Below are 5,658 nucleotides of genomic sequence, written 5' to 3'. Positions count from 1 at the left end.
CCTCTTATGTTCGAGGATGATGACAGGGAGGAGAAAAGAAGCAGTCCCGTGGAGCGGGCCGAGGTATCTGAGAGTGCGAAGAGGAAACACAGGACGAAGAAAACAGAGGAGGGATTCAGTGTTCACAGCTTCGGGACCTTGATGGAAGATCTTGGTACGTTGAGTCTTAACGAGATAACTCCGCCTGGGAGTCCTGAGCACAGATTACATATCTGTGCGGAGTCTACGGTTCTTCAGCAAAGAGCGTTTGAATTGCTTGATGTTGAACCGGGAAGATTTGTTCCCAGTACGGGTACAGGTTGAATTTGCACAATCCCCCCGTCGTTATTGATCAAAACGCTGTTTTGGCAAATGAAGTTCGGCCTAAAGTAAGAATCCTTTCGTTAGAGATAAGCAACGGAAAACGCTTAGCGCTTAATGGCCTCGCGATATTTCGCCTCCCTTGACAGCCAGAACTCCGCACTGCCGCCGAGCACCCGTTCCAGTCGAAGTGCGGCATCCTCCGTAATCACCGCCTTGCCTTGTACAAGCTGGCTTACGTGCTTTACCGTATAACCGGTAGAGTCTGCGAACTTAGCCTGAGTCCAGTTCTTTTCTTCGAGAATGTCAAGAATCGTATCTCCAGGCGGAGACAAACGCCATTTCGGCTCAAACCGATCAAGATTTTCAGTCATGATAGCTCCTATAAATAGAACCCATATTGACTTAACCTGAAATAAGATAAACCCGCTTTTGCAGATTGCCTGCATGCCAATCAGTCAACTTCAAGATAAGGCCCGATGTCGGAGTGGTTCTCTATTAGAAAGTAGTTGCTCTCTATCATTGTCCCCCTCGCGCGCTCAAGATCGGCAAGGGCTACCCGGTGGCTGGCAAAAGCGCTTATGTAGCTAGACTCCGCGCCTATGAGATCCCTCTGCGCTTCGAGGAGTTCCCTGGTGGTGGAAAGTCCCGCCTTGAACTTCTCTTCCTCGTTCCCGAGCACCTCCTTTGCGAGATTGGTGGAAAGCAGGGCGGCTTCCATCCTCTTCTGGCTGCTTGCGGTCTCCCTTATGGCGTTCCTAACGTCGAGGCGCACTGTATCTTTCTGTTTCTGGTAGCTTATAACGCTTCGGTCATAGTCGGCGCGGGCTTTCGCGTAGTTTCCCCCGGCCTTTCTACCGAAGATCGGAAAACTTAACTTCCCCGTAACGCTCCAGCTTGGAAAATCGCGGTCGGCGATGCTGTCGTAGGCATGCGAGGAATCGGTGAAGCGACGGGGCACGCCGCCAGGCTCTCCGAAAACTAGCCTGTCGGGATTCTCGGAGCCCCCAAGGCCCAGGTACTCGAGGCGGCCCTCGACTGTGAGACGCGGCAGTCTCTGGCGGGAGTAGAAGGTCTTAAGCGCCTGTGCCTTCTCCATCTCCCGCTCCGCCCGGCGCATCTCGGGGCGGTTCTCAAACGCCTGCACCACGGCCACGGCCTCCGAGGGCGGTTCGTAAGCAGTAGGCATGGAATCGGTTACCTCGAGCAGCTCAACGCTTTCCTCCAAGGGGATAACGAGCAGGTTTTTAAGCGCATCCATAGACGCCTCGTAGGCGTTCTCGGAGTTTATCATCCTCACCTTCCTGGCGGCGCTTTCAGAGCGCGCCTGGGTGAGGGCGACCCTGGGCAGAACCCCGACCTCCACTTTTATTCGGGTTCTTCTCTCAAGGTCCAGGGCAAGATCGTAGGCTTTTTTCTCAAGATCGCGGTCGTGGGCCGCGGCCACGACTCCCCAGTAGCTTCTCTCAAGATCGAAAAGAGTCTTCGCCACCATGAGTTCGAATTCGTAAACGGATATGTCCCTGTTCTTTCTCGAGAGCACCACGGATACCCTGTTGGAGGCTATATCGAAGCCGCGGAGCAGCTCCTGCCCCACGCTGAAACCCAGGCTCGCGGCCCACGAAGGGCTCAGGCTCTCAAGCGGAGAATCGGTCTCGGTCCGCGATACTTCAAGATCGTAGAGCTTGTAGAAGGTTCCGGTGGGCAGTTTCCCCGAGAGTTCGCTTCCGAAGGAGAAAACCTCGGCGTTTACTATTCCGTCCTCTATGAAGGCGCTGAGAACGGGGGTTTTTGTGTCGGCGTAGGAGGCCATGAAACTTATCTCGGGGTCATAGACTCCCCGTTTGCTCTTGTACTCCCCGCGTGCGGCGTCGACGCCGAGCATCCATACCCTTACGTCATGGTTTTTCTCAAGGGCCATTATCTTCGCCTGCGTGAGAGTGAGGGCCTGCGCCCCGACCGAGACAAAGAGAAGACACGCGGCGAAAACCAGAAAGATCTTAAAATGTTTTGACATCGAGACACTCCGTTACGTTGGAACCGGACCCCGGCGTTTCGTATCCTGGTCCGGATTTTTCGTCATCCTCTCTGAATGTGGGGTAAAAATTTACTGAGAAAACCGCAAAAAGCATAATTTCAGGTCCCGCACTGCCTTGCGAAACGGAAAGAAATGTCGGGCAGTCACTCAACTTTTTGTCCTTGCTCTTTTTATTCAAGGATTCTGGTGCATCAAGATCGGAGTTCTATGGTGACCTAGCCCCTTGCAACTTCCGGGCGACTTTATCAAATGTGTAGGAACCGGAAAATGGTCCGCCCTGCGCTTTGGCTACCGCCTGGGCCTTGTTTATGATCAGAGCATCGGCAAAATCAGCCCCATCAGATTCCAGATAATCATTTAAAGCCATCCACACGGCCGCCCCTTCTTCAAAGCGCACATTCGGCTCCTCAAACAACGCATGAACCACTCCGGCCAATTGATCCTTGTTAAGCCGGTATTTCTTCCCGCTTAACGAGTACCGAACATGTTCCGCCAACCCCTGCGGCCCGTAATCCGGTGCCGCAAAACATTGCTTTTACAAAGCACCCGCTTAATATGGATCCGCTTCTAAAACCCCTCGGGACAGAGAATCGGAAACATAACTTCATGTCAGGTGTTCCCGGAGTCTGAACGCGTTTACGGCAAGCAGTCCTTCCGCAACCGGAAAACTCTGACGGGTACGGCACAGCACCATAACAGGCAATCTTGCCCGCGGTCCGAGCAGTTCGTGAACCTTTAGGGCTTGAGCAAAGTCACGCGGCGTCGGAAATTCCTTCCATTTCGCTTCCGCCAGAGTCAGACGTCCGTCCTTCTCGATAATGAAATCCGTTTCGCGTGACTGGTCCCGATAGTGCCATATGGTCGCTTCCGGAGCCGCCAGAGACAGGTATTTCCGCAGTTCGCCAAAAACAAAAGTCTCCCATATCACTCCAATCAGGTAGCTTTCGGTCACCGCCTGTCCTTTAAGCCCCAGAAGGAAACACAGCAACCCGACATCATTGAAAAAAAGTTTGGGCGTCTTCGCAAGACGCTTCCCCGGATTCGCAAACCAGGGTTCAAGCAGCGTAACCTGGTTGGAAGCCACGAGCACATTCAGCCACTTGTCGGCGGTTTTGCTGTTTATTCCCGTTTCCTTGGCAATTTCCGACTTGTTAAGCAATTGTCCGCTGCGAAGAGCCAGGGCGCGCATGAAGCGGTCAAAGTCCCGCAACGACGAAACATTTAAAAGCTGGCGCACATCGCGCTCAAGACAAGTCGCCTGATAGCTGGCAAAATAGTCCGGGGGCCTCATCGCCGGATCCTTCCAGAGCTGCGGCATAAACCCGCGAGCGAGAATCCCGGCCATCCCCTCGCCCTCTTCCATGCGGGAAAACACGGGTCCAAGTTCCTGAACCGTAAGGCCTTCAAGCTCAAGCACGCCGCAACGTCCCGCCAAGGACTCCGAGACTCCCTGCATCAGGCTGAATTTCTGCGACCCGGCAAGAATGAAGCGTCCGTTCATATCCCTGCGCTTGTCTATTTCAACCTTCAGGTAGCGAAACAGCCTAGGGGCGTACTGAACCTCATCCACGAGCAGCGGCGCGGGATGACGCGACAGAAACGACTGAGGATCCTCTTCTGCCAACTGCGCTTCCGCCGGAAGGTCGAGACTTACGTAGTTGTAGTCCCCGAACAGTTTTGTCAGCAGCGTTGTCTTGCCCGTCTGACGAGCGCCCGTAACAATAACGGCAGGAAAGTGCCCCGCCATGCGCCTGACTGACACGGCTATTTCTCTTGGAAACTCATTATCCGACATACCAGGCATTAAAACTCCATTATTTATGGGTTTAGAATAACTGAATTGTCAGGCCCCCTCAAGAGAAAAACAACTGGGCGCGGAAAGAAACATTGACATGAAACTATTTTGTCTATATCCAAAGAGCGATCTTTTTTTCTTCCGTGATTTTTCAACAATCATGAAAATTGGATGGCAGGCTTCCAATTTTCATGATATAATCCCGCATGATGGTTAAACGTTCCAAGCATTTAAAAGAACTGAACCGGCTTCTTTCCCATAATCCGGTCGTAGCCCTGCTGGGAGCCCGGCAGGTAGGGAAAACGACGCTGGCCCGGGAGCTTGCACGGCTCAGAAAAGGTCCGACTCATTTCTTCGACCTTGAATCCGCCGTCGACCTCTCGCGTCTCGCCGACCCCCTGCTTGCGCTCTCCTCCCTGCGCGGCCTCGTGGTGCTCGATGAAATCCAGCGGCGGCCCGATCTTTTCCCCACCCTGCGTGTGCTGTCGGACCGCCCCCGCCGGCCCGCCCGTTTCCTCGTTCTAGGCAGCGCATCTCCAGAACTGCTGCGCCAAAGCTCGGAAACCCTGGCCGGGCGGATTGCCTACTGCGAGCTTCCGGGATTCTCGCTCTCCGAGGTCGGCGAAAGCAAAGCCGATCTCCTCTGGCTTCGAGGCGGCTTCCCCCGTTCGTTCACCGCACGCAGCCACAGGCAAAGCTACGAGTGGAGGCGGTTTTTCATCCGGGACTTTCTTGAACGGGACATTCCCCAGCTTGGAATCAGGATACCGAGTGTGACCCTTGACCGCTTCTGGTCGATGCTCGCTCACTATCACGCGCAGATTTGGAACGGCTCGGAGCTCGCTCGTGCGTTCGGCGTTTCCCACCACGCCGTGCGTCGCTATCTTGATGCGCTTGAGGCGACATTCATGCTCCGAAGCCTTAAGCCTTGGAGCGCCAACATAAGCAAGCGTCAGGTGAAATCGCCGAAGATTTACGTGCGGGATTCAGGGATACTTCACAATCTCCTCAATGTAACTACCCACGCCGAGCTTGAGCGCCATCCCAAGGTAGGGGCTTCCTGGGAGGGATTCATCGTCGAAACCCTGATTCAGGCGCTCGGGGTCGAGGACAGGCAATGCTATTTCTGGGCAACTCATTCGGGACCGGAAATAGACCTTGTCGTGCACCAGGGCGGCCGCCTCCGCGGTTTTGAGATAAAACGTACCACAACTCCCGCTTTCACCCGCTCGATGCGGGCGGCGCTGCGCGACCTGAGGCTGACCAGAGTAGACATTATCCATGCGGGCACGGAAAGCTTTACGCTTGACAAACAGGTTCACGCAATTGCCGCCAAACGACTTTTACAGGACATTTCCTGAGCGGAACCCCAGCAGGCGAAGCGACCATCTTATCCGGACATTGAGCAGCTGCTGAACTTTGTCTTAAGATTTCTTAATTGGTCGAATGTCTCCCAGCAGAATAAGCATAATAACCAGTACCATTCTAAAGCTTAAATCGAGCGAAACAAACAAAATCGAATTTA

5 protein-coding genes and 1 pseudogene are annotated in these 5,658 nt (G+C 54.0%); 2 read left to right on the top strand and 4 right to left on the bottom strand.

Annotated elements, in window-relative coordinates; all coding sequences use genetic code 11:
- Positions 1 to 303: hypothetical protein (locus tag OXG75_07430; protein MCY3625800.1), on the top strand; the 303-nt coding region annotated here is incomplete at its 5' end.
- Between the two features lie 107 nt (positions 304 to 410).
- Here the strand turns inward: OXG75_07430 and OXG75_07425 are convergent.
- From OXG75_07425 to OXG75_07410, 4 genes and pseudogenes are all read right to left on the bottom strand, one after another.
- Positions 411 to 674 (bottom strand): annotated as a pseudogene (locus OXG75_07425) (helix-turn-helix domain-containing protein).
- Between the two features lie 80 nt (positions 675 to 754).
- Complete coding sequence (locus OXG75_07420) at positions 755 to 2,317, bottom strand: TolC family protein (GenBank protein MCY3625799.1); 1,563 nt, start codon at positions 2,315 to 2,317, stop codon at positions 755 to 757.
- 226 nt (positions 2,318 to 2,543) lie between these two features.
- Complete coding sequence (locus OXG75_07415) at positions 2,544 to 2,834, bottom strand: hypothetical protein (GenBank protein MCY3625798.1); 291 nt, start codon at positions 2,832 to 2,834, stop codon at positions 2,544 to 2,546.
- 108 nt (positions 2,835 to 2,942) lie between these two features.
- The gene (locus OXG75_07410; protein MCY3625797.1) at positions 2,943 to 4,133 is read right to left on the bottom strand and encodes an ATP-binding protein; all 1,191 of its coding nucleotides are present in this window, start codon (positions 4,131 to 4,133) and stop codon (positions 2,943 to 2,945) included.
- A gap of 206 nt (positions 4,134 to 4,339) precedes the next feature.
- Between OXG75_07410 and OXG75_07405 the strand changes: the two genes are divergently transcribed.
- Entirely contained in the window at positions 4,340 to 5,494 is a 1,155-nt protein-coding gene (locus OXG75_07405; GenBank protein MCY3625796.1) for an ATP-binding protein, read from the top strand.
- The last annotated feature ends 164 nt before the right edge of the window (positions 5,495 to 5,658 follow it).

It is taken from the genome of Candidatus Dadabacteria bacterium, from assembly GCA_026705445.1.
Lineage (GTDB): Bacteria > Desulfobacterota_D > UBA1144 > Nemesobacterales > Nemesobacteraceae > Nemesobacter.
Note: the sequence above shows the minus strand (reverse complement) of the source record. Positions and strands in the feature narration are given on the sequence as shown.

Coding starts and splice junctions, on each gene's coding strand:
- OXG75_07410 (MCY3625797.1), bottom strand. CDS start 4,133: ATGTCGGATAATGAGTTTCCAAGAGAAATAGCCGTGTCAGTCAGGCGC.
- OXG75_07405 (MCY3625796.1), top strand. CDS start 4,340: ATGATGGTTAAACGTTCCAAGCATTTAAAAGAACTGAACCGGCTTCTT.
- OXG75_07420 (MCY3625799.1), bottom strand. CDS start 2,317: ATGTCAAAACATTTTAAGATCTTTCTGGTTTTCGCCGCGTGTCTTCTC.